The 24,944-nt window shown below is 63.9% G+C and carries 24 protein-coding genes and 1 pseudogene; 10 read left to right on the top strand and 15 right to left on the bottom strand.

The window, feature by feature from the left end:
• The first annotated feature begins 8 nt into the window (after nt 1-8).
• Genes dapF through OEG79_RS19780 form a run of 4 tightly spaced genes read left to right on the top strand, consistent with a single transcriptional unit; the run spans nt 9 to nt 3,192 of the window.
• A complete protein-coding gene (gene dapF, locus OEG79_RS19765; RefSeq protein ID WP_264146634.1) occupies nt 9-839 on the top strand; it encodes a diaminopimelate epimerase in 831 nt (276 codons plus the stop codon).
• Entirely contained in the window at nt 836-1,534 is a 699-nt protein-coding gene (locus OEG79_RS19770; protein WP_264146635.1) for a DUF484 family protein, read from the top strand. Before dapF ends, OEG79_RS19770 begins: the two co-directional genes overlap by 4 nt.
• A gap of 57 nt (nt 1,535-1,591) precedes the next feature.
• Nucleotides 1,592-2,494, top strand: a complete 903-nt coding sequence (xerC, locus tag OEG79_RS19775) for a tyrosine recombinase XerC (protein ID WP_264146636.1) — start codon at nt 1,592-1,594, stop codon at nt 2,492-2,494.
• On the top strand, nt 2,491-3,192 hold the full coding sequence (locus tag OEG79_RS19780) for an HAD family hydrolase (protein WP_264146637.1): 702 nt from the start codon (nt 2,491-2,493) through the stop codon (nt 3,190-3,192). Before xerC ends, OEG79_RS19780 begins: the two co-directional genes overlap by 4 nt.
• Before the next feature lie 122 nt (nt 3,193-3,314).
• Here OEG79_RS19780 and sutA read toward each other — a convergent pair whose 3' ends face one another.
• From sutA to glnK, 5 genes are all read right to left on the bottom strand, one after another.
• Nucleotides 3,315-3,635 (bottom strand): transcriptional regulator SutA, encoded by a 321-nt coding sequence (gene sutA / locus OEG79_RS19785; protein ID WP_264146638.1) that lies wholly within the window; start codon nt 3,633-3,635, stop codon nt 3,315-3,317.
• Between the two features lie 77 nt (nt 3,636-3,712).
• A complete protein-coding gene (locus OEG79_RS19790; protein WP_264146639.1) occupies nt 3,713-4,138 on the bottom strand; it encodes a secondary thiamine-phosphate synthase enzyme YjbQ in 426 nt (141 codons plus the stop codon).
• Between the two features lie 99 nt (nt 4,139-4,237).
• Nucleotides 4,238-5,491 carry an ammonium transporter gene (locus OEG79_RS19795; RefSeq protein ID WP_264146640.1) on the bottom strand — a complete coding sequence of 418 codons (1,254 nt, stop codon included), beginning with the start codon at nt 5,489-5,491 and terminating at the stop codon, nt 4,238-4,240.
• A 113-nt stretch (nt 5,492-5,604) separates the two neighbouring features.
• A complete protein-coding gene (locus OEG79_RS19800) occupies nt 5,605-6,921 on the bottom strand; it encodes an ammonium transporter (RefSeq protein ID WP_264146641.1) in 1,317 nt (438 codons plus the stop codon).
• A gap of 46 nt (nt 6,922-6,967) precedes the next feature.
• A complete protein-coding gene (gene glnK, locus OEG79_RS19805; RefSeq protein WP_003096476.1) occupies nt 6,968-7,306 on the bottom strand; it encodes a P-II family nitrogen regulator in 339 nt (112 codons plus the stop codon).
• 410 nt (nt 7,307-7,716) lie between these two features.
• Between glnK and OEG79_RS19810 the strand changes: the two genes are divergently transcribed.
• On the top strand, nt 7,717-7,974 hold the full coding sequence (locus OEG79_RS19810; RefSeq protein WP_264146642.1) for an accessory factor UbiK family protein: 258 nt from the start codon (nt 7,717-7,719) through the stop codon (nt 7,972-7,974).
• An 88-nt stretch (nt 7,975-8,062) separates the two neighbouring features.
• Nucleotides 8,063-9,556 carry a YifB family Mg chelatase-like AAA ATPase gene (locus tag OEG79_RS19815; RefSeq protein ID WP_264146643.1) on the top strand — a complete coding sequence of 498 codons (1,494 nt, stop codon included), beginning with the start codon at nt 8,063-8,065 and terminating at the stop codon, nt 9,554-9,556.
• A gap of 1 nt (nt 9,557) precedes the next feature.
• Here OEG79_RS19815 and OEG79_RS19820 read toward each other — a convergent pair.
• Both OEG79_RS19820 and OEG79_RS19825 read right to left on the bottom strand, forming a co-directional pair.
• Nucleotides 9,558-9,890: pseudogene (locus tag OEG79_RS19820) on the bottom strand (methyl-accepting chemotaxis protein); the annotation flags it as partial.
• Between the two features lie 212 nt (nt 9,891-10,102).
• A complete protein-coding gene (locus tag OEG79_RS19825; RefSeq protein ID WP_264146644.1) occupies nt 10,103-11,023 on the bottom strand; it encodes a LysR substrate-binding domain-containing protein in 921 nt (306 codons plus the stop codon).
• Nucleotides 11,024-11,159: 136 nt separating this feature from the next.
• Between OEG79_RS19825 and OEG79_RS19830 the strand changes: the two genes are divergently transcribed.
• The gene (locus OEG79_RS19830) at nt 11,160-12,551 is read left to right on the top strand and encodes a NorM family multidrug efflux MATE transporter (RefSeq protein WP_264146645.1); all 1,392 of its coding nucleotides are present in this window, start codon (nt 11,160-11,162) and stop codon (nt 12,549-12,551) included.
• 26 nt (nt 12,552-12,577) lie between these two features.
• Here OEG79_RS19830 and OEG79_RS19835 read toward each other — a convergent pair whose 3' ends face one another.
• Nucleotides 12,578-14,248 carry a putative bifunctional diguanylate cyclase/phosphodiesterase gene (locus OEG79_RS19835; protein ID WP_264146646.1) on the bottom strand — a complete coding sequence of 557 codons (1,671 nt, stop codon included), beginning with the start codon at nt 14,246-14,248 and terminating at the stop codon, nt 12,578-12,580.
• 269 nt (nt 14,249-14,517) lie between these two features.
• Here OEG79_RS19835 and rep point away from each other — a divergent pair, with 269 nt between their 5' ends.
• The 3 genes from rep (at nt 14,518) to OEG79_RS19850 (ending at nt 17,870) form a co-directional block, all read left to right on the top strand.
• The gene (gene rep / locus OEG79_RS19840; RefSeq protein ID WP_264146647.1) at nt 14,518-16,527 is read left to right on the top strand and encodes a DNA helicase Rep; all 2,010 of its coding nucleotides are present in this window, start codon (nt 14,518-14,520) and stop codon (nt 16,525-16,527) included.
• 107 nt (nt 16,528-16,634) lie between these two features.
• On the top strand, nt 16,635-17,117 hold the full coding sequence (locus tag OEG79_RS19845; RefSeq protein WP_264146648.1) for a UPF0158 family protein: 483 nt from the start codon (nt 16,635-16,637) through the stop codon (nt 17,115-17,117).
• 180 nt (nt 17,118-17,297) lie between these two features.
• A complete protein-coding gene (locus OEG79_RS19850; RefSeq protein ID WP_264146649.1) occupies nt 17,298-17,870 on the top strand; it encodes a xanthine phosphoribosyltransferase in 573 nt (190 codons plus the stop codon).
• Here the strand turns inward: OEG79_RS19850 and OEG79_RS19855 are convergent.
• The 7 genes from OEG79_RS19855 to OEG79_RS19885 form a co-directional block, all read right to left on the bottom strand.
• The gene (locus tag OEG79_RS19855; RefSeq protein ID WP_264146650.1) at nt 17,867-19,999 is read right to left on the bottom strand and encodes an acetyl-CoA hydrolase/transferase C-terminal domain-containing protein; all 2,133 of its coding nucleotides are present in this window, start codon (nt 19,997-19,999) and stop codon (nt 17,867-17,869) included. The genes OEG79_RS19850 and OEG79_RS19855 overlap by 4 nt on opposite strands.
• A 126-nt stretch (nt 20,000-20,125) precedes the next feature.
• Complete coding sequence (locus tag OEG79_RS19860; RefSeq protein WP_264146651.1) at nt 20,126-20,545, bottom strand: c-type cytochrome; 420 nt, start codon at nt 20,543-20,545, stop codon at nt 20,126-20,128.
• 125 nt (nt 20,546-20,670) lie between these two features.
• Entirely contained in the window at nt 20,671-21,210 is a 540-nt protein-coding gene (locus tag OEG79_RS19865) for a sterol desaturase family protein (RefSeq protein WP_264146652.1), read from the bottom strand.
• A 150-nt stretch (nt 21,211-21,360) separates the two neighbouring features.
• Nucleotides 21,361-21,909 (bottom strand): cupin domain-containing protein, encoded by a 549-nt coding sequence (locus OEG79_RS19870; protein WP_264146653.1) that lies wholly within the window; start codon nt 21,907-21,909, stop codon nt 21,361-21,363.
• A gap of 232 nt (nt 21,910-22,141) precedes the next feature.
• On the bottom strand, nt 22,142-23,224 hold the full coding sequence (gene alr / locus OEG79_RS19875; RefSeq protein WP_264146654.1) for an alanine racemase: 1,083 nt from the start codon (nt 23,222-23,224) through the stop codon (nt 22,142-22,144).
• A 153-nt stretch (nt 23,225-23,377) separates the two neighbouring features.
• Nucleotides 23,378-23,725, bottom strand: a complete 348-nt coding sequence (locus OEG79_RS19880; RefSeq protein WP_264146655.1) for a RidA family protein — start codon at nt 23,723-23,725, stop codon at nt 23,378-23,380.
• A gap of 54 nt (nt 23,726-23,779) precedes the next feature.
• Nucleotides 23,780-24,868, bottom strand: a complete 1,089-nt coding sequence (locus OEG79_RS19885; RefSeq protein WP_264146656.1) for a hypothetical protein — start codon at nt 24,866-24,868, stop codon at nt 23,780-23,782.
• Nucleotides 24,869-24,944: the final 76 nt, after the last annotated feature.

Raw genomic sequence — 24,944 nt, forward strand, 5'->3', positions numbered from 1 at the left:
GCGACGCCATGCTATTGCGCTTTACCAAGATGCACGGCCTGGGCAATGACTTCATGGTCCTCGACCTGATCAGTCAGCATGCCCATGTGCAGCCCAAGCATGCCAAGCAGTGGGGCGACCGCCATACCGGCGTCGGTTTCGATCAGTTGCTGATCGTCGAGCCGCCCAGCCAGCCGGACGTCGATTTTCGCTACCGCATCTTCAACTCCGATGGTTCGGAAGTGGAGCAGTGCGGCAACGGTGCGCGCTGTTTCGCCCGCTTCGTGCTGGACAAGCGCCTGACCACCAAGAAGACCATTCGCGTCGAGACCAAGGGCGGCATCATCGAGCTGCGCGTGCAGAACGATGGCCAGGTCTGCGTCAACATGGGTGCACCACGCCTCGAGCCGGCTCAGGTGCCGTTCCAGGCCGAACAGGCCGCGCTGAGTTACCGCGTCGATGTCGATGGCCAGAGCGTCGAACTGGCCGCGCTGTCGATGGGCAATCCGCACGCCGTGCTGCGCGTCGACAACGTCGACAGCGCACCGGTGCACGAACTGGGGCCGAAGCTTGAGCATCACCCGCGCTTCCCGCAGCGGGTCAATGTCGGCTTCCTTCAGGTGCTTGACCGCAAGCATGCGCGCCTGCGCGTATGGGAGCGCGGCGCCGGGGAAACCCAGGCCTGTGGCACAGGCGCCTGCGCTGCAGCCGTGGCGGCGATTCGCCAGGGCTGGATGGATTCTCCCGTGCAACTGGAGCTGCCGGGCGGCAAACTGTCCATCGAATGGGCAGGCGAAGGTCAGCCGGTTATGATGACCGGGCCCGCTGCCCGCGTATACGAAGGACAGGTTCGCCTATGACCGACCAGCAGGATTCGTCCAAACCGCTTGATTCGGAAACGGTCGCAGCCTATCTGCGCCTGCACCCGGAGTTCTTCCTCGATCATGAGGAACTGATTCCCGAACTGCGCATTCCGCACCAGCCCGGCAACGCCGTGTCGCTGGTCGAACGTCAGGTCAAGCTGCTGCGCGAGCGCAACATCGAGATGCGTCATCGCCTCGGCCAGCTGATGGACGTGGCCCGCGACAATGACCGTCTGTTCGACAAGACCCGCCGCCTGGTACTCGACCTGCTCGATGCCGGCAGCCTCGAGGAAGTGGTCAGCGTGGTCGAAGACAGCCTGCGCCACGAATTCCAGGTTCCTTTCGTCGGCCTGATTCTGTTCAGCGACAACAAGCTGCCGGTCGGCCGCTCGGTCAGCTCGACCGAGGCCCATCAGCAGATCGGCGGGCTGCTCAGCGGCGGCAAGACCATCTGTGGCGTGCTGCGTCCGCACGAGCTGGAGTTCCTCTTCGGCAAGGAAGATGCTGCGCAAGTCGGTTCCGCCGCCGTGGTCAGTCTCAATCACCAGGGTCTGCATGGCATTCTCGCCATCGGCAGTACTGACCCGCAGCATTACAAGAGTTCGCTCGGTACGCTGTTCCTCGGCTATATCGCCGAAGTTCTGGCGCGCGTACTGCCCAGCTTCGCCACGCCGCTACGCTCGGTACGCTAGGTCGTGTAGGGTGGACGACGCTGTTCATCCACCCTGGACCCGTTCGGAACCCGGCACGTGACACTTGAAAGCCATCTCGATGCCTACCTCGAACACCTGCGCCGCGAGCGTCAGGTATCGGTGCATACCCTCGACGGCTATCGCCGCGACCTCGGCAAGCTGCAGGCCTTCTGCGAAGCCGAAGGCCTGAGCGACTGGGCACAGCTGAATACGCGCAATCTGCGCCGCCTGGTCGCCCGCCTGCATCAGCAGGGCCTGTCCAGCCGCAGCCTGGCACGCCTGCTCTCGGCCACCCGCGGCCTCTATCAGTATCTGCTGCGTGAAGGCCTGTGCCGCCACGACCCGGCAACCGGCCTCAGTCCGCCGAAGCGCGAACGCCGCCTGCCACGCACCCTGGATGCCGACCGCAGCGCGCAGCTGCTCGACGGAGCGGTCGAGGACGATTTCATCGCCCGCCGCGACCAGGCCATGCTCGAGCTGTTCTATTCCTCCGGGCTGCGCCTGTCCGAGCTGGTGGGGCTCGATCTCGACGGCCTGGACTTGCCTGCCGGCCTGGTGCGCGTGCGCGGCAAGGGCAACAAGGTGCGCGAACTGCCGGTCGGCAGTCTGGCGCGCCAGGCGCTGGAACAGTGGCTGCCCCTGCGCAAGCTGGCCAACCCCGGCGACGGTGCCGTGTTCATCAGCCAGCAAGGGCGCCGCCTCGGCCCGCGCGCAGTGCAGCTGCGCGTTCGCCAAGCCGGCGTTCGCGAGCTGGGCCAGCATCTGCATCCGCACATGCTGCGCCACAGTTTCGCCAGCCATATGCTGGAATCCTCGCAGGATCTGCGCGCCGTGCAGGAGCTGCTCGGCCACGCCGATATCGCCACCACGCAGATCTACACCCACCTGGATTTCCAGCACCTGGCCAATGTCTATGACCAGGCCCACCCCAGGGCCAAACGCAAAGGCGGTTCCGAATGAGCATCGAGCTGATCACCTTCGACCTCGACGACACGCTGTGGGACGTCACGCCGGTGATGCAGGACGCCGAAGCGACGCTGCGCAACTGGCTGGCCCTGCACGCGCCGCGCCTGGGTGCAGTGCCGGTCGAGCATCTGTGGGCCGTGCGCAGCCGCCTGCTGGGGGCCGAGCCGATGCTCAAGCACCGTCTCAGCGAGCTGCGGCGACGCATTCTGTTTCACGCCCTGGAGGATGCCGGCTATCCGCACGCCGAGGCACAGACGCTGGCCGAGGCAGGATTCCAGGTATTTCTCAGCGCCCGCCATCAGGTGCAGCTGTTCACCGAAGTGCACCCGACACTGGAAGCACTGGCCGGGCGCTTCATGCTCGGCGTGATCACCAACGGCAATGCCGATGTACGCCGTCTGGGCCTGTCGGACTATTTCCGCTTCGCCCTGTGCGCCGAAGAACTGGGCATCGGCAAACCCGACCCGAAACCCTTCCGCGAAGCACTCAGCCGCGCAGGGGGCGTTGCTGCCGAGCGCGCCGTGCATATCGGTGACCATCCCAGCGACGACATCGCCGGAGCTCAGGCGGCCGGCATGCGGGCCATCTGGTTCAATCCGCAAGGGCGCGCCTGGGAGGGTGAAACGACACCGGATGCGCAGATCGGCAGCCTGGCCGAGCTGCCGGCGTTAATGGCTAGCTGGACGCGCTGACCCGCAGCGCATCGGGGATGCTGCCAAGGCCGCCGCCGATAGGCAGCAGTGCGTGCCCCTGCCGGCAAACGCAAGCGACAAAAAACCCGCCTCAGGGACGGGTTTCTTGCAGCGAGCAGTCCTCAGATGGGACGGCTGCCGTATTTGCTGTCGGGCTTCCTGGGTGGGTCGGCGACCACATTGGGTTCGACCTCCTGCACTTTGCCGCCACGGGCGAGGAACTCTTCCATGGCACGGGCCAGAGCGTCGCGCTCTTTCTGTTTGGCTTCGATGCTGGGCAGCTCATCGACTTCAACGGCTTTGGCCTTGCTCTTCTTGCCGCTGGCTACGACCTCGCCGTCGCCTTCGTCACCGCTGTCGCCGTCATCGGCAGCAGCCAGCTCCTCACCATCGTCCTCGTCAGCCCCTTCCAGATCGTCTTGTTCCAGGTCTTCGTCGCTCATGTTCAACCTCATGACTTGCGAAAAGCAGGTTAGTTATAGCCCAGCCGCACGACGTGCACCGTACGACAGGAAAAAATTCAAATCACCTCGCCGTGCAGGGTCGCTACCACTTGCCGAGCGCCGCCATGATCGCGGTGCTCACCCAGGTAGATGCCCTGCCAGGTTCCAAGCGCCAGCCGTCCCTGCTGTATCGGCAGCTGTAGATGGACGCCCAGCAGGCTGCCCTTGAAGTGCGCCGGCAGATCATCCGGCCCTTCGTAATCATGTTCGTAGCCCGCATCACCCTGCGGCACCAGACGGTTGAAGAAGCGCTCGAAATCGCGGCGCACCGCGGGATCGGCGTTCTCGTTCACCGTCAGCGATGCTGAGGTGTGCTGCAGCCACAGGTGCAACAGACCCACACGGATCTGCGCCAGTTCCGGCAATTTGGCCACCACCTCTTCGGTCACCAGGTGGAAACCGCGCTCACGCGGGCGCAGGCTGATGATGCGTTGCTGCCACATGCCTGTTTCTCACTGTCGATGGCTCCAGCGCGCGCATTCTAGCGTGCTGTCAGAAAAAACAAAGGGCGCCAAAAGGCGCCCTTGTCATTCCGGCAAAGCTTACTTCTTGCCGGTGAACTCCGGGTAGGCTTCCATACCGCACTCCACGAGATCCACGCCTTCGTATTCCTCTTCCTCGCTGACGCGCAGACCGATCACCGCCTTGATGATGGCCCAGACGATCAGGCTGGCAATGAAGACCCAGGCGAACACGCTGACGATACCCAGCAGCTGGGCACCCAGGCTGGCATCGGGGTTGGTCAGGCAGACAGCCAGCGTGCCCCAGATGCCGACCACGCCGTGTACCGAGATGGCACCGACCGGGTCATCGATCTTGATCTTGTCGAAGCCGAGGATGGCGAATACCACCAGCACGCCACCGACGCCACCGATCAGGGTAGCCTGCAGGGCGGTCGGGGTCAGCGGTTCGGCAGTGATGGCCACCAGGCCAGCCAGTGCACCGTTGATGGCCATGGTCAGGTCAGCCTTGCCAAACAGCAGGCGGGCGACGATCAGGGCGGCGATCAGACCACCGGCAGCGGCCATGTTGGTGTTGACGAAGACCTGAGCAACGGCGTTGGCGTCCTCGATGGTGCTCATCTTCAGCTGCGAGCCGCCGTTGAAGCCGAACCAGCCCATCCACAGGATGAACATGCCCAGGGTAGCCAGGGGCAGGTTGGCGCCGGGAATGGCGTTGACCTGGCCATTGGCGCCGTACTTGCCCTTGCGCGGGCCGAGCAGCAGAACACCAGCCAGTGCAGCGGAAGCACCGGCCATGTGCACGACGGTGGAACCGGCGAAATCGAGGAAGCCAGCGGCGTCAAGGAAGCCGGCGCCCCACTTCCAGTAACCCTGTACCGGGTAGATGACCGCGGTCATCACCACCGCGAAGGCGATGAAGGGCCACAGCTTCATGCGCTCGGCCACGGCGCCGGAGACGATCGACATGCAGGTTGCGGCGAACACGATCTGGAAGAAGAAGTCGGCGCGGGCGGCATAGTAGGGCGCGTCGTCACCGCCTGCGAGGACCGCATCGACGCTGTTCTCGTCGCCAATCAGGAAGCCCAGGCTCGGCAGGAAGCCGCCCTCGGGGCTGGAGTACATGATGTAGTAACCGACCAGCAGATACATGACGCAGGCAGTGGCGAACAGCGCCACGTTCTTGACCAGGATCTCGGTGGTGTTCTTGGAGCGGACCAGGCCGGCTTCGAGCATGGCGAAACCAGCCGCCATCCACATCACCAGGGCACCGCAAATCACGAAATAGAAGGTATCGAAGCCGTACTGCAATGCAGTCAATGCTGTGTTATCCATTTTTCACCTCTTGCCGGCGCGCTTATTCATGCGCTGTTCGGTCGAGGCGCCCGGGTTGGCTCCGGGCGCACTCGGTGTGCTTCAGGCCTGCCGGGCGGCAGGCCCCCATGTGCTTACAGGATGTATCCGCGCTCGTTGTGCTGAGCCAGGTCGAGGCCGACCGACTCGTCTTCTTCGCTGACACGCAGACCCATGACCACATCGATGACCTTGAGGATCACGAAGGTGACGATGGTGGTGTAGATCACGGTGAAGGCCACGCCCTTGAACTGAATCCACAGTTGCAGGCCGATGTTCTCCACCTCGCCGAAGCCGCCCAGAACCGGCGCAGCGAAGACACCGGTCAGCAGGGCTCCGACGATGCCACCGACGCCATGCACGCCGAATACGTCCAGGGAGTCGTCGTAGCCCAGCTTGCGTTTGAGGCTGGCGGCGCAGAAGAAACAGATGGCACCGGACGCCAGGCCGATGACCAGGGCGCCGACCGGACCCACGGTGCCGGCCGCCGGAGTGATGGCAACCAGACCGGCGACCACGCCCGAAGCGATACCCAGTGCACTCGGTTTACCGTGGCTCATCCACTCGGCGAACATCCAGCTCAGGGCCGCAGCAGCAGTGGCGATCTGAGTGACCAGCATGGCCATGCCGGCAGTGTCGTCAGCGGCGGCAGCGGAGCCGGCGTTGAAGCCGAACCAGCCGACCCAGAGCATCGCGGCACCAATCAGGGTGTAACCGAGGTTGTGCGGGGCCATGGCCACGCTCGGGTAGCCCTTGCGCTTGCCCAGCATGATGCAGGCAACCAGACCGGCAATACCGGCGTTGATGTGCACCACGGTGCCACCGGCGAAGTCCAGTACGCCCCAGTCCCACATCAGGGCGCCATCGCCACCCCAGACCATGTGAGCGATCGGCGCATACACCAGGGTGAACCAGACGGTCATGAACACCAGCATCGCGGAGAACTTCATGCGCTCGGCGAAGGCACCGACGATCAGGGCCGGGGTGATGATGGCAAAGGTCATCTGGAAGGTTACGAAGACGCTTTCCGGGAATGCCGCCGTCAACGATTCCTTGGTCAGATTACCCAGGAACAGGTTGCCCAGGCCGCCCACGAAGGAACTGAAGTTGGTGACGCCAGCCTCCATTCCGGTGGTATCGAAAGCCAGGCTGTAGCCGTAGACGAACCACAGGATGCTCATCAGAGCGGTAATGGCGAAGCACTGCATCATCACCGACAGGACGTTCTTCGAACGCACCATGCCGGCGTAGAACAGGGCCAGGCCCGGAATGGTCATGAACAGAACCAGCGCGGTGGCGGTCAGCATCCAGGCTGTGTCACCGGAATTCAGTGTCGCTTCCTCGGCCATGGCAAGGCCGGGGGAAAGCAGAGACAAAAGGGCTCCAAGCCCTGCGATTTTTCGCAGAGTCATGATTTAACTCCTGGGACGATTCTGGGGGTGGGGCGACGGTCTGGGCTTAGATCGCGTCGGTATCGGTTTCGCCGGTACGGATACGAATCGCCTGCTCCAGGTTGACCACGAAGATCTTGCCGTCACCGATCTTGCCGGTGTTGGCGGCCTTGGTGATGGCCTCGATCACGCGGTCCAGCTGATCGTCGGCGATGGCGACGTCGATCTTCACCTTGGGCAGGAAGTCGACTACGTACTCAGCACCGCGATACAGCTCGGTGTGACCTTTCTGACGACCAAAGCCTTTGACTTCGGTAACGGTGATGCCTTGCACGCCGATTTCAGACAGCGACTCGCGAACGTCGTCCAACTTGAACGGCTTGATGATGGCAGTGACTAGCTTCATGAACTCTCTCCCGTGTTAGGTTGACTTGCCCCAGGAATTCTCAGCCCTCGGCAAGTCTAAGCGCAGTGTCCGGCTTTTGTAATGCACCGACCGCTCTGGCTGGTGCGGTCGGTGCTCATCAAACGCTTCTGGCGAAGCACTCCCCACGCTTCACCCGACGCTCCGGTACTGCATCGGTGCATGCGTCACAAGGGCCTAAGCAGAAAGCTTGCCAGCTAGCACAAAAGCCCGCCGTTTCAGCACTTTGCGAAGCAACAGCCGGCATCACCGCTGATTCACAGCCAAAACAATGCACAAAATTGGTGCACACAACCTCCCGCGCGCGCCCAAAAACCGTGCGCGCACCCTGCCAGACCCCGCGTCCTGCCTGCGTGCTACACTGGCCGCTGTCTGTAACTGGAACCCAACCCATGCTCCCGCCCAAAGCCTTGCTCGATACTCTCAGTAGCCACGCCTCGCGCCTGTTCAGTGGTGACAGCCCACTCCCACGCGCCGAACTGGAAGCGCAGTTCAAGGCCCTGCTGCAGAGTGGCTTCAGCAAGCTCGATCTGGTCAGTCGTGAAGAGTTCGACAGCCAGATGGTGGTGCTGGCCCGTACCCGCGCCCGCCTCGAAACGCTGGAAGCCAAGGTCGCCGAACTGGAAGCCAAGCTCACCGAAGCAGACTAGGTTTGTTGTAGGGGCGGCTCCAGCCGCGAACAGGCTTCGCGGCTGAAGCCGCCCCCGCAGGTACTGCCCAATTGATCAAGGAGTGATCATGTCCCTGGCCATCGTCCACAGCCGCGCCCAGGTCGGCGTCGAAGCACCAGCCGTTACCGTCGAAGCGCACCTGGCCAACGGCCTGCCCTCGCTGACGCTGGTAGGCCTGCCGGAGACCGCGGTCAAGGAAAGCAAGGACCGCGTGCGCAGCGCCATCCTCAATTCCGCGTTCGAATTTCCCAGCAAGCGCATCACCCTGAACCTGGCACCCGCCGATTTGCCGAAGGACGGCGGCCGCTTCGATCTCTCCATAGCCCTGGGCATTCTCGCCGCCAGCGGTCAGGTGCCGGCCGATTCGCTCGACAAGTACGAATGCCTGGGCGAACTGGCACTGTCCGGCGCGGTGCGCCCGGTGCAGGGTGTCCTGCCCGCGGCTCTGGCCGCGCGCGAAGCCGGACGAACCCTGCTGGTACCACTAGCCAATGCCGAGGAAGCCAGCCTCGCCTCCGGGCTCAGGGTCATCGCGGCCGAGCATTTGCTGCAGGTCGCTGCACACCTCAACGGCAGCGCACCACTCGAACCCTATACCGCACGGGGGCTGCTCAGGCAAAGCCTGCCTTATCCGGATCTGGCCGAAGTCCAGGGCCAGCTGGCCGCCAAGCGCGCCCTGCTGGTGGCCGCGGCAGGCTCGCACAACCTGTTACTCAGCGGCCCGCCCGGAACCGGCAAGACGCTGCTGGCCAGCCGCCTGCCGGGCCTGCTGCCACCACTGGAAGAAAGCGAGGCCCTGCAGGTTGCCGCGATCCATTCGGTAGCCAGCCATACGCCGTTGCGGCACTGGCCGCAGCGACCCTTCCGCACCCCGCACCATAGTGCCTCCGGACCGGCGCTGGTCGGCGGCGGCAGTCGACCGCAACCAGGCGAAATCACCCTGGCACATCAGGGAGTGCTGTTTCTGGACGAGTTGCCGGAGTTCGACAGGAAGGTACTGGAGGTGCTGCGCGAACCACTGGAAAGTGGTCATATCGTGATCGCCCGGGCACGTGACAAGGTGCGCTTCCCGGCGCGCTTTCAACTGGTCGCGGCGATGAACCCCTGCCCGTGCGGCTATCTCGGTGACCCGAGCAATCGCTGCCGCTGCACCCCGGAGCAGATCCAGCGCTACCGCGCCAAGCTGTCCGGGCCACTGCTGGACCGCATAGACCTGCATCTGACCGTCGCCCGTGAAAGCACCGCTCTGGACACCCCACTGCATGAGGGTGAATGCACTGCCCAGGCCGCAGCCAAAGTGGCGAACGCACGTCAACGGCAGATGCGCCGCCAGGGTGTGGCCAATGCCTTTCTCGACCTGCCCGGTCTGCGTCAGCACTGCGCCCTGAGCGACACGGATCGCCAGTGGCTGGAAAACGCCTGCGAACGCCTGGGTCTGTCCCTGCGCGCCGCCCATCGCGTACTCAAGGTCGCGCGCACGCTGGCCGACCTGGCGGAAAGGCAGCAGATCAGCCGCGAGCATCTGGCCGAAGCGCTGCAGTACCGTCCCGCCGCGGGATGACTCAGCGGAAGCGTTCGACTTCCTGACGCAGCTGGGCGGCCAGGCGATCCAGTTCGCGGGCGGTATCTGCCAGGTTAGCGACGACTTCGCGCAGCTCGCCGTTGGCCAGGGCAATGCTCTGCAGGTTGGCGCTGAGCACGGTCGCGGTGCTGCTCTGCTCGCTGGTGGCGGTGGTGATGGAGGCAAACTGTTCGCCCGCCGCCTCGCTCTGCTCGCTGATCTGCGCCAGCGCTGCCGCTACCTTGGCGTTGCGCTCAAGACCATCCTGCATCAGCTGCCGCCCCTGCTCCATGGTGGCGATGGCACTGCTGGTCTCGCCCTGAATACTGCCGACGTGCCAGCTCGCCGATTTCATCGTCGCTGGACTACGCCATGCGCGCACCGAGGTCACCGTCGCCCAGGGCCTGACTCGTGATGGTAGACCAATGGAACTGGGGATGAATTGGGACAAGGTCGTCAGGCGACCGGGGTGCGGGAGGATACCCGAGTAACGCGGTAGGTCAATTGAAGTCCGCCGAATGGCCATCATTAGTTATCAAAAAGCCATTACTGCGCCCGCTCGACCTGCGGCAACTGCATCGCCACGATTTCGGCCAGCAGGTAATCACGCAGCCGCTGCAGGCGCGCCTGTGCGCGATGGCCACGCGGCCATACCAGATAGTAGCTGTCGCCACTGAAAACCGCCGTGGGCCAGGGCAGACCAAGCCGACCGGCATTGACGTCCTCGGCCACCATCAGCAGGTCGCCTATGGATACACCATAACCCCGCGCCGCAGCGACGATGCCCAATTCGAGCATGTCGAACAGCTGGCCGGCCTTCAGCGGCACCTGCTCGTCCAGGCCGGTGTCCTGCAACCAGCGCCGCCAGTCACGGCGATCCGGCGTCGGATGCAGCTGCTCCGCATCCCGCAGGCGCGCCAGCGACCAGGGACCGGCCTTGGCATCGGCGGCTGCGCACACGGGGATCAGCCACTCCTCGAACAGCAGCACGCTCTCCCACTCGTCAGGAAACTGGCCATCGGAAAGAAGCACTGCGCAGTCGAAGGGCTCGTGGCGGAAGTCGACCTTGTCCACATCCATCCAGGCGCTGGTGAGCTGCACCTCGCTGTCCGGGTTGGCCAGACGAAAATGCGACAGGCGCGCCAGCAGCCAGCGCATGGTCAGGGTCGATGGCGCTTTCAAGCGCAGTACCTGATCGTCGGCACGCAGGGCGGCGCTGGCACGCTCCAGTGCATCGAAGCCATCGCTCAACCCCGGTAGCAAGGCGCGGCCCGGATCGGTCAGCTGCAGGCTGCGGCCACGGCGCTCGAACAGGCGACAGGCAAAGTAGTCTTCCAGCGTGCGGATATGCCGGCTCACCGCGCTCTGGGTGATGGCCAGCTCTTCAGCGGCGCGGGTGAACGAGGCGTGACGGGCAGCGGCCTCGAAGGCACGCAGGGCGTAAAGCGGCGGCAGACGTCGGGTCATGGCGCTACCTATGAGTTTTAATCATGCATGGCATCGCTTTTTTCCTTTTGTACAGGGCGCTCATGCTTCGGAAAATAGCGTCATTCTCCCTCTGCCGGTTTCTATCCGGCAATTCATTTCCTGAGCCTGACTCATCATGTCGAAGTCCACTCGCGACGAGCTGGTCGCCCTCTTCCGTCTTGCCGGCCCGCTGATCGCCGCCCAGTTGGCCCATGTCCTGATGGTGTTCACCGACACCATCATGATGGGCATGCTCGGCCCCGAGCAGTTGGCCGGCGGCGCCCTGGGCGCGACCTGCTACTACATGCTGTCGCTGTTCTGCGTCGGCGTGGTGGCGGCGGTCGGCAGCCTGATCGCCATTCGCCACGGCGCCGGCGACACCGCCGGGGTCACCCGCCTGCTGCAGGGCGGCCTGTGGCTGAGCCTGCTGCTGGGCATCTTCGCAGCCCTGTGCCTGCGCTCGATCGAACCGCTGCTGCCGCACCTGGGCCAGCAGCCGGAGGTCGCCGGCCGCGCCATGCAGTTCCTCGGCCCGCTGGCCCTGGCCCTGCCCGGCTATCTGTGCTTCATGGCCCTGCGCGGGTTCACCAGCGCCATCGGCCACCCCGGCCCGGTGATGACCATCGGCATGGTCGGGGCCGTGGCCAACTTCGTCATCAACTATGCGCTGATCAAGGGCTGGTTCGGCCTGCCCCACCTAGGCCTGGCCGGCATCGGCCTGACCACCGCCGTTATCAGCAGCGGCATGGCCCTGGCACTGGCCCTGTACATCCTGCGCGCGCCGGTCTATCGCCAGTACCGGTTGCTGCGCGGCCTGCTGCGGCCACGCCGTGCCGAGCTGAGCGCGCTGCTGCGCCTGGGCCTGCCGATTGGCGGCACCTACGCCGCCGAGCAGGGCATGTTCACCTTCGCCACCCTGTGCATGGGCGCCCTCGGCAGCGTACAGCTGGCGGCGCACCAAATCGCCATCCAGGCGGTGACGCTGGCCTTCATCCTGCCTCAGGGCTTGTCCTATGCGGTGACCTACCGGGTCGGTCAGCACCTCGGCGGCAGCCGCCCGGCCCAGGTACGCCGTGCCGGACGCCTGGGCATCGCCAGCGGCGCCTGCTGCATGCTGGTGTTCGCCCTGCTGTTCTGGTTGCTGCCGGGACCAGTGGTGGGGCTGTTCATCGACCGCGCAGACCCGGCCTTCGCCGAGGTGGTCGGCCTGGCCATCAGCCTGCTGGCGGTGGCGGCGGTGTTCGAACTGTTCGACGGCACCCAGAGCATCGCCATGGGTACTTTGCGCGGTCTGGGTGACGGCAAGACTACCCTGCTGATCGGCCTTGGCTGCTACTGGCTGATCGGCATTCCGCTGGCCTGGACCCTGGCCTTTCCGCTGGGCTGGGGCGCCCACGGCGTGTGGTGGGGGCTGGCGGCCGGACTGGCCTGCGCGGCGCTGGTGCTGACCCTGAGCTTCGAAGGCAAATGTGCCCGCCTGTTGCGCCGGCAACCGCTGACGGTGCCGGCCGGGGCCTGCCTGTCCTGACGGCTGCCCGGGGCCGCAGCCAGGCGCTAGGACGGCGTGGCCAGCAATGGCTGACGCATGCCGAACACCAGAAAACGAGCCAGCTCCGCCAGCGGCACGGCCTTGCTGATCAGGTAGCCCTGCACCTGATCGCAGCCGAACTGGCGCAGCATGTCGAGTTGCTCGATGTTCTCCACCCCTTCGGCCACCACTTCCAGGTTGAGGTTGTGCGCCAGGTTGATCATTGCCCTGACCAGCTGGCGGTTCTCGGCACGTTCGCCCATGCCGCCGACAAAGCTCTTGTCGATCTTAAGCAGAGTGATGGGCAGGTTGTTGAGGTGCACGAAGGACGAGAATCCTGTGCCGAAATCGTCCAGCGAGAAGCGCACGCCAAGCCGGCCCAACTCCAGCATGGTCTGCTGCACCTGGTCGCTGCGACGCATCACCGCGGTTTCGGTCAGTTCGAACTCCAGCCACTGGGCATCGACGCCACGCTCCTCGATCAGGCGGCTGAGCGTCGGCAGCAACTGACTGTCCTGAAACTGGCGAAACGACAGATTGATCGCCATGTGCAGTGCCGGCAGGCCGCGCCCACGCAGCCACTGCATGTCGCGCAGAGCACGGGAAATCACCCAGTAACCGAGCGGCACGATCAGCCCGGTTTCCTCGGCCAGCGGCACGAACTCGTTGGGCGAGAGCAGCCCGCGCTCGCCATGCTGCCAGCGCACCAGCGCCTCCAGCCCGACGATACGGCCGCTTTCCAGGCACAGCCGCGGCTGGTAGTGCAGCTCCAGCTCGTCACGCCGCAGCGCGCGGCGTAGCTCGCCTTCCAGATCGGCCTGGCTGCGTGCGCTGCGATTGAGGCGCTCGTCATAGAGATGAAACACGCAGCCCTGCTGACTCTTGGCATGCTGCATGGCGATATGCGCATGCCACAGCAGCGGGTCGGCGCCCTCCCCGGCGCGGGCATGGGCCAGCCCCAGGCTGCAGCCGATCAGCAGGCTCTCGCCATCGACCCAGTAGGGTTCGCCCAGCACTTCGGTGACACGCTCGGCCAGGCGCTCGACACGCTGCGGGTCGCGGCGTACATCCAGCAACAAGGCGAATTCGTCGCTGCCCAGGCGGGCCAACTGGTCGCAGGGCTGCAACAGGCTCTTCAGCCGCGCCACCACCTGCAGGATCAGGCGATCGCCGGCCTGATAACCCAGGGCATCGTTGGCATGACGGAAGTTATCCAGATCGAGATGTCCCAGCACCAGACCACGACCGCCACACTCGGCCAGGCGTGCGGCAAGCAGGGTCTGAAAGCCCTGACGATTGGCGATGCCGGTGAGCGGGTCCTGCTCGGCGAGGCGCTGCAGGGTGTGCCGGAGACTGCCCTGCTCACGCGCGTAACGCAGGCAGCGGCGCAATACATCGAGATTGAGGCTGCCGCGCACCAGCCAGTCGCTGACGCCGACCGGCTCCTCGCTGGGTTCGGTTTCCAGCAGCAGCACCATCGGTAAGGGGCACTGACCAGGCTCGGGGATTCGCTCCGGCGTGGCCAGCAGCAGGCCACTGGCGTGATCATCGAACAGGCTGCTGGCCGCCTCCCAGGACGGCGCGGTAATCAGCGGCGATGAACTGCCAAGGGCGCCCAAATGCTCGCGCAGCAATTCGGCCCAGCCTGACGAGTCCGCCAGCAGAACCAGGCGCATGGGTTCGACGAGCGTGGACAAACAACCTCCCGCGATGATCAGGAATGATGGCGAATCGAGTCGCCTGAGTGCGTCTTAACCGACGTCTAATCAATCACATCCGGGTGAAAGTGGACGTACATCCTGAGGTATAGCCAGAAAACCGGCAAGTGGGGCCAGAGTACTGCATAGAATGGGACAACCCAGCGCGCCGGGGTTCAATTCCGTGCGCCAGGCCACAGTTCCGGACGGTCGCGGCAGAATCCATCAGGCCTGTTAAAATGCGCGGCCCTTTTCCCGTGATCGATTCCATGTCCCGACTGAACCCCCGGCAACAAGAGGCCGTGAACTATGTCGGCGGCCCACTTCTGGTGCTCGCCGGCGCAGGCTCCGGCAAGACCAGCGTGATCACCCGCAAGATTGCCCATCTGGTACAGAACTGCGGTATCCGTGCCCAGCACATCGTCGCCATGACCTTTACCAACAAGGCCGCGCGCGAGATGAAGGAGCGCGTCGGTACCCTGCTCAGGGGTAGCGAGGCACGCGGCCTGACGGTGTCCACCTTCCACAATCTGGGCATGAACATCATACGCAAGGAATACGCGCGCCTGGGCTACAAGCCCGGCTTCTCGATTTTCGACGACGGAGACATCAAGGCGCTGCTCACCGACATCATGCAGAAGGAGTATTCCGGCGATGACGGTGCCGACGAGGTCAAGAACTACATCGACAACTGGAAGAACGACCTGATCCTGCCGGACGAGGCACTGGCGGGCGCGCGCAACCCCAAGGAGCAGACTGCCGCCATCGTCTACCTGCACTACCAGCGCACGCTCAAGGCGTACAACGCGGTGGACTTCAACGACCTGATCCTGCTGCCGGTGAAACTGTTCCAGGAACACGCCGACATTCTGGAAAAGTGGCAGAACCGCATCCGCTACCTGCTGGTCGACGAATACCAGGACACCAACGCCAGCCAGTATCTGCTGGTGAAGATGCTGGTGGGCATGCGCAACCAGTTCACCGTGGTCGGCGACGACGACCAGTCGATCTACGCCTGGCGTGGCGCGCGCCCGGAAAACCTGATGCTGCTGAAAGAGGACTACCCCTCGCTGAAGGTGGTGATGCTGGAGCAGAACTACCGCTCCACCAGCCGCATTCTCAAGTGCGCCAACGTGCTGATCGCCAACAACCCGCACGTGTTCGAGAAGCAGCTGTGGTCGGAGATGGGCCATGGCGACCCGATCCGCGTGATCCGCACCCGCAATGAAGACGCCGAGTGCGAGCGCGTGGCCCTGGAAATTCTTACCGAGCACCTGCGCACCGGCCGCCCTTACAGCGATTTCGCCATCCTCTACCGCGGCAACTACCAGGCCAAGCTGATGGAGCTGAAGCTGCAGCACCATCAGATTCCCTATCGCCTGTCCGGCGGCACCAGCTTCTTCGCCCGCCAGGAAGTGAAGGACCTGATGAGCTACTTCCGCCTGCTGGTCAACCCGGACGACGACAACGCCTTCCTGCGGGTGATCAACGTGCCGCGCCGCGAGATCGGCTCGACCACCCTGGAAAAGCTCGGCAACTATGCCAGCGAACGCAAGATCAGCATGTACGCGGCAGCCGGCGAGATCGGTCTCGGCGAACACCTCGACGCGCGCTTCACCGAGCGCCTGCAGCGCTTCACCAAATGGATGGATCGTGTGCGCCAGGAGTGCGCGCAGAACGACCCGATCGCCGCCATCCGCAGCATGGTGATGGATATCGACTACGAGAACTGGCTACGCCAGAACGCCTCCAGCGACAAGGTGGCCGAGGCACGCATGGGCAACGTCTGGTTCCTTGTCGAAGCGCTGAAAGGCACCCTGGAGCGCGACGAAGACGGCGACATGACCATCGAGGACGCCATCGGCAAGCTGGTGCTGCGCGACATGCTCGAGCGCCAGCAGGAAGAGGAAGAAGGCGCCGAGGGCGTGCAGATGATGACCATGCACGCCTCCAAGGGTCTGGAATTCCCCTCGGTATACATCATCGGCTTCGAGGAGGAGATACTCCCGCACCGCTCCAGCATCGAGGCCGACACCATCGAGGAAGAGCGCCGTCTGGCCTATGTCGGTATCACCCGCGCCAAGCGCAACCTGGCGCTGACCTATGCCTCCAAGCGCAAGCAGTACGGCGAGGTCATCGACTGCTCGCCGAGCCGCTTCCTCGACGAGCTGCCGCAGGAGGATCTGGTCTGGGAAGGCCTGGAGGAGGCGCCCGTGGAGGTCAAGACCGCGCGTGGAAACGACGCCCTGGCGAGCATGCGGGCCATGCTCAAGCGCTGATACCCCGTTGTCCGGTGGGCTTCATCAGCCCACCTTGCATCTCCGGCAACCCTCGCCATCTTTGCCAGTCAGAAGTACACCACGTCCGGAAACAGGGGCATAAAACCATGCGCACCTTCACGCTCGACCTCGATGCCCTGCTACAGCTGATCAATGGCCGCGACCAGCTTGAACACTGGCTGGACCTGGAAAGCGGCAGCGTCCTGAGCCTGGCGCCCGAGGACCTTCACAGCGAACAGCGTCAGCAGATCGACCTCGATCCCGAGCGCTACAGCCAGATACCCAATCTCGATGTAGCGCAGCGCATCGCCATGCGCGAGTCCTTCCTGTTCACCCTCGACCACCTGCATGCCCACCCGCTGCTCAGTGCCGCGCTGACCGGGCGCAAACCGCTGCGCGCGTTCGATTACGAGATCGAGGCCTTTGCGCCGATTCGCGAACAATGGCTGGCCTACGAAAGCAAGCAACTGCGCGAATACGCCCTGAACTGGCTCTACGAACTGGGCATCGAGCCCGCGCCGGACAAACTGCCACTCGATACCCGCGGCATTCCCAGGGACATTCTGCGGCGGCTGCGCAAAAGCGCCTGAGCAGAGCCGGCCCGGCGCCATGTCTGCTACTCCGCCCGCTTGGCGTCCGGGTTAACGCGTCAACAACCTGTCTGACCGGTCAAGCACCCGCGACTGTCGGGCAGACTTCGGTTTCACTACACAATCCGGGGGGTTTTGAGCGAAAATCCGCAGCCTTTCTGCTCAACCAGAGGATCGACCGTGGAGTCGTTGAAACAGAAGATTCGCAGCGAAGGCATCGTGCTGTCCGAGCACGTACTCAAGGTGGATGCCTTTCTCAACCACCAGATCGATCCGCGCCTGATGCAGGAGATCGGCCACGAGTTCGCCCGGCGTTTCGCCGGCCAGGGCATCACCAAGATCGTTACCATCGAAGCCTCGGGCATCGCCCCGGCGGTGATGGCGGGTCTGGAACTGGGCATCCCGGTGATCTTCGCGCGCAAGTTCCAGTCGCTGACGCTCAAGGACGATCTGCTGATCTCCAAGGTGTTCTCCTTCACCAAGCAGACCGAAAGCACCATCGCCATCTCCGCGCGCCACCTGACTGCCGCCGACAAGGTACTGGTCATTGACGACTTCCTCGCCAACGGCCACGCCGCCAAGGCGCTGATCGACCTGATTCAGCAGGCCGGCGCCGAGATCGCGGGCATCGGCATCGTCATCGAGAAGTCCTTCCAGGACGGACGCACGCTGCTGGAAAACGAAGGCTATCGCGTCGAATCGCTGGCCCGTGTCGCCGCCCTGGAAAACGGCCAGGTGCGCTTCCTCGACTAAACACCGCTGGTGGCCTGCAGGCCCGCCAGCAGCAAGCGCTGGTACAGGGCCTCGCGCACGCCATCCGGCGCTTCCAGGCTCATGCGCCGCAGGTGTTCGGGATAGGCGGCCGGCTCCGGCGCGTCGAGCGTGGCCTTGCCCAGCTCCAGCACCTCGGTCAGGCGCAGCTTGCTCTTGAGCCAGCTCAGCGCGCGCATCAGGTCCTGCTCCACCGCGCTGAAATCGCTGCCCAGCGGGTATTCGACGAGCAGTGCGGCGTGCTCCTCGCGTAACGGCTGCAAGCGCTCGGGCAGGTTGTTGCAGAAGCGCGGGTCGAGACGAAAATCCGCCGGCAGCTTGCCCGCCTGCTGCGCCTGCTCGATCAGCTGGTTCTGGAAGCGCGAGTCGCTGATATTGAGCAGCGCCTCGATCACCTGAGCGTCGGTCTTGCCGCGCAGATCGGCGATGCCGTATTCGGTCACCACGATATCGCGCAGATGGCGGGGAATGGTGGCGTGACCATACTCCCAGACGATATTGGAGCTGACCTCGCCACCCGACTCGCGCCAGCTACGCAGCAGCAGAATCGAGCGCGCATCCTCCAGCGCATGGGCCTGGGCGACGAAGTTGTACTGGCCACCCACGCCGCTGAGCACGCGGCCGTCCTCCAGCTGATCGGCCACACCGGCGCCCAGCAGGGTCATGGTGAACACCGTGTTGATGAAGCGCGCATCGCGACGCTGCAGGCGCTTGAGCGCCTCCTCACCGTACAGCTCGTTGATGTAGCGGATACCGGTCATGGCAAAGCGCCGCCGTTCGGCCTCGTCCAGCTCCCGCAGACGGCGATAGAAACTCTCTGGGCCGAGAAAGAATCCGCCATGCACCACGACACCGCCCTGCGCCGCGCCGAGCCAGGGCTGCAGGCGGGCCTGGGTGTGCGGATTGCCGAGATCCGCCAGCGTGCAGCTGCCGTCCGGCAGATACAGCCAGCCTTCCTCCAGTTGCACATCGCCATGCAACAGACCGCTGTCGCGCAACCAGCCCAGATCGTCCGGCTGCAGGATGGCCGGCAGGCCAGCATCGAGCAGCGCCTGCACGCTGCGCGGACGTCCCTGATCATCCAGTGCACCGGCCAGTGCCAGGCGCTGCAAGCGCAGATCCGAATAGACCTGGCGACGCACCAGGCCGACCTCGGCCAGCGCCAGCAAGCCGTTGACGAACATCTCGCTGCAGCCATAGAGCCCCTGTTCGAGGGGGGCCAGGCCGCCATTGGCGGCAATCTCGCCTGCCCAATGTTCTGCCTGTAACGCCTGCACAAGCGCCCGGTAGCCTGCGTTGTCATGCTGACGAGCCATCAGCGCTGCCGCCAGAGCGTCACCCATCGCGCCGATACCGACCTGCAGCGTGCCGCCATCGCGCACCAGCGTGCTGGCCAGCAGGCCGATGCAGTGATCCTGCAGGGTCACCGGCATGTTCGGCGTGGAAAACAGCCGGGTGCGCTCATCCTCGACGATGTGGATATCGAAGGTGTCGCGCGGCACCCGGGCGTCGCCGGCCATGAATGGCAGGTCGCTGTGAATCTGCGCGACGCTGAGCACTGTTTCGCCCGCCGCGCGGCGCCGCTGCAGCAGCGGCAGCAGATCGAGGGTCACGTCGGGGTTGCAGCTGAGACTGAAATGCTCGGGCTGCGCGGGATCGGCAGCGACCAGCTGGGCGACCAGGTTCAGGCCCTTGGCGTTGAGATCGCGGGCGACATGGCTGTAGTTGCTGCTGATGTAATCCTGCTGCGCCGGCTCGCATTGAAGCAGGCTGCCCGGCTGAAAGAAGAACTGCTCGACGCGCACGTTGGCCGGCAGCTCGCCGGCGTGCAGATCGGCGAGGAACTGCAGCTCCGGGTAGTCGGCGTAGACCCGCTCGACGAAGGGCTCGAGAAACCGCCGCTGCAGGTCCTGATCGGCACGCGGGCGCGCCAGACACAACGCGGTGTAAATGGTCAGCTGGCGCTCGGGCAGATTCCGCACGCGTTCATACAGCGCGTTTACCCAACGATTGGGCTTGCCCAGGCCAAGCGGCAGGCCCAGATGAATCGGCCCGTCGATCTCGCTCAACACGTGGTCGACGGCTTGTTCGAGGGTACAGGTGTGCGGCATCTGGCGCTCCTCGCGACATCCATGACGAATGCTGCTTGGACTGCGCAGGCGGAAGCATGGTTGCATGCACACGCCGGAAACGAAAAAACCGCCCGGTGGGCGGTTTTTTCAGGGAAGAGGCGAGTCTTACAGACCGGACATCTTCTGGATCGCTTCGCGCAGCTCGTCGTCCGAGCAGTCGGCACAGGTGCCTTTCGGCGGCATGGCGTTGATACCGGAGATGGCCTTGGCCAGGATGCCGTCAAGGCCGCCCTGGTGGTCGGCGCGCTCTTTCCAGGCAGCGGTGTCACCGATTTTCGGAGCTCCCAGTACGCCGGCGCCATGGCAGGCGTTGCAGTGCTTGGCGATGATGTCGTCAGCGGTGCGGGCACCACCGGCGGAAGCAGCGACGGTTTCGACGCCCTTGCACTCTTCGCCCATGATGCACACTTCGCCGACAGGCTTGAGGCGCTCGGCGATGGCTTCATCGGTCGTGGCCTGAGCAGTCACTGCCCACAGGGCCAATACGGCAGCCGGTACTGCCAGCATTTTCTTCATCAGATTCACGGTACACCCTCTTCGTGGCTAGTCACGCCCGCGGCCACGGTTTCGCGAGCGGGCGACAGTATAACGGCAAGCGCGGCCCACCGAAACAACCCATATTGTCGCAGGGTTATTGGCGCCGCGGCGCTTCAGGACTCCATTCTCTCGGCCAGTTCGTCCTGCTGCACGCATACGTATGTACCGAAGACATGATCCCAGAGCGGCGAGGAAACCCCGAAATTCTGTTCAACGCCGCGCTGGTGGTGCAGATCATGGTTGGCGATCAGCCCCGGAATGAAGCGATAGAACCAGTGCTCGGGCCGGTGCATCACGTAGTGCAGGCCGATGTACGCCAGGTAACCCAGCATCACCCCGGCGAGCAGCGAGGCCAGCCCGAGCGCCTGGGCCAGGAGCAACAGCCCGATGAAGGTCGCCGTGGTCTTCCAGCTGGAAATCCCGATCAGCGCCAGCACGTCGACATGGTGCGTCCAGTGCTCGCGTCGATACAGGGAGTGAAACAGAAAGCGGTGCATGGCGTACTCGACGAAGCTCCAGATCAGAACACCTGCAGCGATCTGCCAGAACTGCACGGGGCCCAGCCAAAGGGCAAGCGCGACCAGCAGCGGCACCGTGAAAAAATCCAGGTAGTAGGCGAACGAGGACATCAACCACTTGTTGCTGGCTGCCATGGGCGGCTCCTTGCCATGCCGGTCCGAAGCCGGCTTATCCATTGAAAGGGGGGCCTACTCTAACGTCGCCGACGCGATCTGACGCTCGACGAGTTGGCGAATCGACTGTGCGAGCGCAGAGAAACGCCCCATCGAGGGGCGCACGGCGAATCAGAAGTTGGCAGGCGTGGTGGCGCTGATCAGACGCGCCGGCACATCGAACGGATTGCGGAAGCGGTGCGGCTTGCTGCTCTCGAAGTAGTAGCTGTCTCCCGGCTCGAGGATGAACACCTCGTTGCCCACGGTCAGCTCCAGCCTGCCTTCGACCAGCATGCCGGCTTCCTCGCCCTCGTGGGCGTACATCTCGTCACCGGTATCGCTGCCGGCCGGATAGGTCTCGTCGAGAAAGGAGATGGCGCGGCTCGGATGAGCCTTGCCGATCAGTTTCATGGTGATGGCGCCACTGCAGATATCGGTCAGCTCGGAGGCCCTGTAGACCACCTGAATCTGGTTCTCCTGCTCCATGTCGAGGGAGAAGAACTCCACCAGCGACATGGGAATACCGCTCAGCACCTTCTTCAGTGAGCTGATCGAGGGGCTCACGCTGTTCTTCTCGATCATGGAAATGGTGCTGTTGGTGACGCCCGCCCGCTTGGCGAGCTCACGCTGGGAAAGACCTTTGAGCTTACGAATCGATTGCAGTCGAACACCGACGTCCAATGCTGGGATCCCCCTCTGGGAGTGATACGGAAAGTGTCCGTATCATGGCATAGCGTTCGGAATTTACAACACTGGCGTTCACCCTTCGCCTACACCCTCTCAGGAACCCCCTTGAAAGGCTGCGAGCTAGAGCCATGCAAGGCAAAAATAGGGAAGGATGCGCAGTGTACGAGCTGTACATGAGCAATCCGAGCCTGTTTTTAACGCAGCTAGGCCAACGCGCAGCAGTCTTCTAACGGGTTTCAGCCCCGAGATAGAGCAGCGGTACCCGCCTCAGGTTGCAGAAAATCTGATAGGGAATGCTGCCCGCCGCCATGGCCACGTCGCTGGCCAGCACCTGCTTGCCCCACAGCTCGACACGACTGCCCAGGCCCGCTTGTGGCAGATCGGTTAGGTCGACGGTGAGCATGTCCATCGACACTCGGCCGATCAGGCGGGTCGGCTGGCCGTCTACCATTACCGGGGTGCCGGTCGGTGCGTGGCGCGGATAGCCATCGGCATACCCCATGGCGACCACGCCGACACGCGTCGGACGGTCGGCGACGAAACGCGCACCATAACCCACGGGTTCGCCGGCCGGCAGTTCGCGCACGCTGATGACCTTAGACTCCAGAGTCATTACCGGACGCAGGCGTGCGGCCAGCTCCTGGGCCTGCTCGAACGGCGTGGCGCCATACAGCATGATGCCCGGACGCACCCAGTCGCTGGGCACCTGCGGCCAGCCCAGCAGAGCAGGCGAATTGCGCAGGCTGACCTCGGCGCTCAGACCTGCACCAGCCTGCTGGAAGATGGCCAGCTGCTCTGCGGTACGTTCACACTCGAGCTCGTCGGCACGGGCGAAGTGGCTCATCAGCACGATCTTGCTGACCTTGCCGCTGGCCAGCAGACGGCGGTATGCCTGCTGGTAATCGCTCGGATGCAGGCCGACGCGGTGCATGCCGCTGTCGAGCTTGAGCCAGACAGTCAGCGGCTTGCTCAGTTGGGCCTGTTCGACGGCCTCGATCTGCCACTGCGAGTGAACCACGCACCACAGATCATGCTGGTCGATCAGCGCCAGTTCATCGGCCTCGAAGAAACCTTCGAGCAGCAGGATCGGCGCCCTGATTCCCGCCTCGCGCAGTGCCAGCGCCTCCTCGATACAGGCCACGGCAAAACCGTCCGCCTGGTCTTCCAGCGCCTGGGCACAGCGCACCGCGCCATGCCCGTAGGCATCGGCCTTGACCACGGCCAGGGCACGGGCGCCGCTCAGTTCGCGGGCCAGTTGGTAATTGTGACGAAGCGCTTGCAGATCGATCAGGGCACGGGCAGGACGCATGGCAAGGTGTTCCTTCGGTTGTAATCAGTCACTCGGTGGCCGCTAGCGGCACTGTTCAAAAAAAAGCCCGGCGGGGAGCCGGGCGAAAAGCCAACACAAAATCGGTTCGGCACCGGCAACAGCCGATGCCGCGGCAGGCAACGGGCGGCAGCCTCAGACGGCAGCCACCACACACATTTCGACCAGCACGTCGGGGCGGTACATCCGCGCCTCGACACAAGCCCGCGCCGGCGCAGCGCCGTCGGCGACCCAGGCGTCGTACTCGGCGTTGAGCCCATCGTAATCGGCCATGTCCTTGAGGAAGATGGTCAACGACAGGATCTTGCTCTTGTCGCTGCCGCCCTCGGCAAGCATGCGGTCGATATTGGCCAGGGTCTGCCGGGTCTGCTCGCGGATATCATCATCGAACTCATCGGCCAGCTGACCGGCGAGGTAGATGGTGCCGTTGTGGATCACCACTTCGCTGTAACGCTTGGCAACGTGCAGACGCTGAATGGACATGAAAAGCTCCTTGGAAATATGGACACCGGCCTTCGACGCCGGTGCCGCGTGAAATCAGGGATAGGTCTTGAGCTCGGTCTTCTGTGCCTTGACAGCCGAGCGACGGCGCATCCAGCTGAAGCCGATGGCCAGGATCAGGGCAAAGCCGACGTAGCCCAGCAGCGGGTAGACGGTACCGACCAGCTTGCTGAAACCACCCAGGCTCAGGGCCAGACCGATGCATACGGTCACTGCGCTGAACAGCTTGAAGCGGTTCGACTCGGGCTTGGCAAAACGGGCGCTGAAGGCGAAGAACATGCCCACTGCAGTGCTGTAGATCATGCACACCAGCGCCACCGACATCACCACCGAGAGGACCGGCGAGATACGCCCGGACAGCGCCAGGGTCGGCATCTCCACCCCCTGCAACTGGTTGATGTTGGCGAACAGGCCGATGTTCAGCAGCAGGATCAGGGCGCCCAGGCCGAAACCGCCGATCACGCCACCGAGGCCGGCAGCTTTGGGGTCCTTGGTCAGACCGCCGATCACCGCCAGCATGGGGAACCCGACGGCGATGTTGAACGAAGCGTAAAGCAGGGCACCGACCAGCCAGTTGCTGCTGACTGTCTCGTTGCTCTCACGGGCGACCGCGTCCAGGGTCTCGATGGAGGCGTTGTAGCTGAAGATCGAGTAGGTGGTGATGATCAGCACCATGGCCAGCAGGAAGGGCATGACCACGCTGATCAGATCGATGATGCGCCTGACGTTGAGGCACAGGGTCGCGATCACCAGTACGGTCATCATCGCGCCACCCAGCAGCGTCGGCAGTTCGTACTGCTGGACGAAGATCGAGCCGGCGCCAGCCAGCATGACCACGCCGACACCATAGAGGAAGAAAGAGAGAACCACATCGACCACCAGGCCGAGGCGCTTGCCGAACAAACTGTAGAGGACTTCCTTGTGCGAATCGGCCTGCATCTGCGAGCTCATGCGCGCGATCTGCATGCCAAGGAAGGCGAACAGCACTCCGCTTACCAGGGTTCCGACCACCCCGATCAGGCCGTAGCCGGTAAAGAACTGGAGTACTTCCTGACCAGACGCGAATCCGCCTCCGATAACCACTGATATATAGGCGAGTGCAATCTGGATGGATTGTTTGTTCATTGCATTACATCTCTTTCTTAGATTTATAAGTACAAGAGCGGCAGGCAATCCTGTGCTCCGCTCGTCTTAATCAGAA

This window comes from Pseudomonas sp. Z8(2022) (assembly GCF_025837155.1).
Classification (GTDB): Bacteria; Pseudomonadota; Gammaproteobacteria; order Pseudomonadales; family Pseudomonadaceae; genus Aquipseudomonas.

Bases quoted from the DNA above. Each gene is read 5' to 3' on its own strand.
- OEG79_RS19845 (WP_264146648.1), top strand. From the start codon at position 16,635: ATGCGCACCTTCACGCTCGACCTCGATGCCCTGCTACAGCTGATCAAT.
- OEG79_RS19800 (WP_264146641.1), bottom strand. From the start codon at position 6,921: ATGACTCTGCGAAAAATCGCAGGGCTTGGAGCCCTTTTGTCTCTGCTT.
- OEG79_RS19780 (WP_264146637.1), top strand. From the start codon at position 2,491: ATGAGCATCGAGCTGATCACCTTCGACCTCGACGACACGCTGTGGGAC.
- OEG79_RS19810 (WP_264146642.1), top strand. From the start codon at position 7,717: ATGCTCCCGCCCAAAGCCTTGCTCGATACTCTCAGTAGCCACGCCTCG.
- OEG79_RS19770 (WP_264146635.1), top strand. From the start codon at position 836: ATGACCGACCAGCAGGATTCGTCCAAACCGCTTGATTCGGAAACGGTC.
- OEG79_RS19885 (WP_264146656.1), bottom strand. From the start codon at position 24,868: ATGAACAAACAATCCATCCAGATTGCACTCGCCTATATATCAGTGGTT.
- alr (WP_264146654.1), bottom strand. From the start codon at position 23,224: ATGCGTCCTGCCCGTGCCCTGATCGATCTGCAAGCGCTTCGTCACAAT.
- OEG79_RS19865 (WP_264146652.1), bottom strand. From the start codon at position 21,210: ATGGCAGCCAGCAACAAGTGGTTGATGTCCTCGTTCGCCTACTACCTG.
- OEG79_RS19880 (WP_264146655.1), bottom strand. From the start codon at position 23,725: ATGTCCATTCAGCGTCTGCACGTTGCCAAGCGTTACAGCGAAGTGGTG.
- OEG79_RS19855 (WP_264146650.1), bottom strand. From the start codon at position 19,999: ATGCCGCACACCTGTACCCTCGAACAAGCCGTCGACCACGTGTTGAGC.
- OEG79_RS19830 (WP_264146645.1), top strand. From the start codon at position 11,160: ATGTCGAAGTCCACTCGCGACGAGCTGGTCGCCCTCTTCCGTCTTGCC.
- OEG79_RS19790 (WP_264146639.1), bottom strand. From the start codon at position 4,138: ATGTGGCAGCAACGCATCATCAGCCTGCGCCCGCGTGAGCGCGGTTTC.
- rep (WP_264146647.1), top strand. From the start codon at position 14,518: ATGTCCCGACTGAACCCCCGGCAACAAGAGGCCGTGAACTATGTCGGC.
- dapF (WP_264146634.1), top strand. From the start codon at position 9: ATGCTATTGCGCTTTACCAAGATGCACGGCCTGGGCAATGACTTCATG.
- OEG79_RS19795 (WP_264146640.1), bottom strand. From the start codon at position 5,491: ATGGATAACACAGCATTGACTGCATTGCAGTACGGCTTCGATACCTTC.
- sutA (WP_264146638.1), bottom strand. From the start codon at position 3,635: ATGAGCGACGAAGACCTGGAACAAGACGATCTGGAAGGGGCTGACGAG.
- OEG79_RS19815 (WP_264146643.1), top strand. From the start codon at position 8,063: ATGTCCCTGGCCATCGTCCACAGCCGCGCCCAGGTCGGCGTCGAAGCA.
- OEG79_RS19825 (WP_264146644.1), bottom strand. From the start codon at position 11,023: ATGACCCGACGTCTGCCGCCGCTTTACGCCCTGCGTGCCTTCGAGGCC.
- glnK (WP_003096476.1), bottom strand. From the start codon at position 7,306: ATGAAGCTAGTCACTGCCATCATCAAGCCGTTCAAGTTGGACGACGTT.